We start from the raw sequence: 766 nt of genomic DNA, 5'->3' as shown, positions 1-766 counted from the left end.
CATAGATTTAGATACTAGCTTGAATATTCTATCCTTTATAACATCTGATTCCTTTTTATTACCCACAGTTACTTGAGCTAGTTCATCAATTACTATAATTACGGGCTGCATTTTAACTTCACTCATTTTATTAAAGTCTTTTAGATTAGACACATCATTATTTCTAAATATTTCAGCTCTAGACTTACATTCATTTTCACACCAAGTAAGTAAGTTATTTAGCTTATTAACATCAGTTATACATTCAGAAATTATGTGTTTATATTTATCTATCCTAACTAAATCTACTTCCTTGAAATCAACTAAAACTATTCTTAAATATTGCGGATCATATCTATCCATGAAGCTTAATAATATTGAACATATCAAGCTAGTTTTTCCCCACTGGCTAGCACCACCTATAAGTAAACTTCCATCTTTGAATAGGTCCAACTCTTGAGCTTTGCCATATTCATTTTCTCCTATGAAACACTTAAGGGAATTATCCTCTACCTCATTATGCCTTTTAAACTTTACAAAGTCCTTTAATCCGCAATCAAAACTTCCAATTTCTAAATATTTAGTCTGTATAGGCTTATAATCAACTTTTTTATATTCTATATCGGTTACACTTCTTAATGCTCCTTTGTGGTCGTTTAAAACGTCCTCGTCTGTAGCAACTTCATATTCATAAGTACCAGTTGCACATTGATATCCTATTGAGCCTACATCAACGATTAGCTTTACCAACTCGGAAATACCTTTTACTGAAAATAGAATTATATTG

General features: G+C 30.8%; 1 protein-coding gene. It reads right to left on the bottom strand.

The window, feature by feature from the left end; translation table 11 throughout:
• On the bottom strand, positions 1-766 hold a 766-nt coding region (locus tag AZI32_RS17175), incomplete at both ends, for an FtsK/SpoIIIE domain-containing protein (RefSeq protein WP_157450973.1).

The organism is Clostridium sp. ATCC 25772 (genome assembly GCF_001573875.1).
Lineage (GTDB): Bacteria > Bacillota > Clostridia > Clostridiales > Clostridiaceae > Clostridium_J > Clostridium_J senegalense.
Note: the sequence above shows the minus strand (reverse complement) of the source record. Positions and strands in the feature narration are given on the sequence as shown.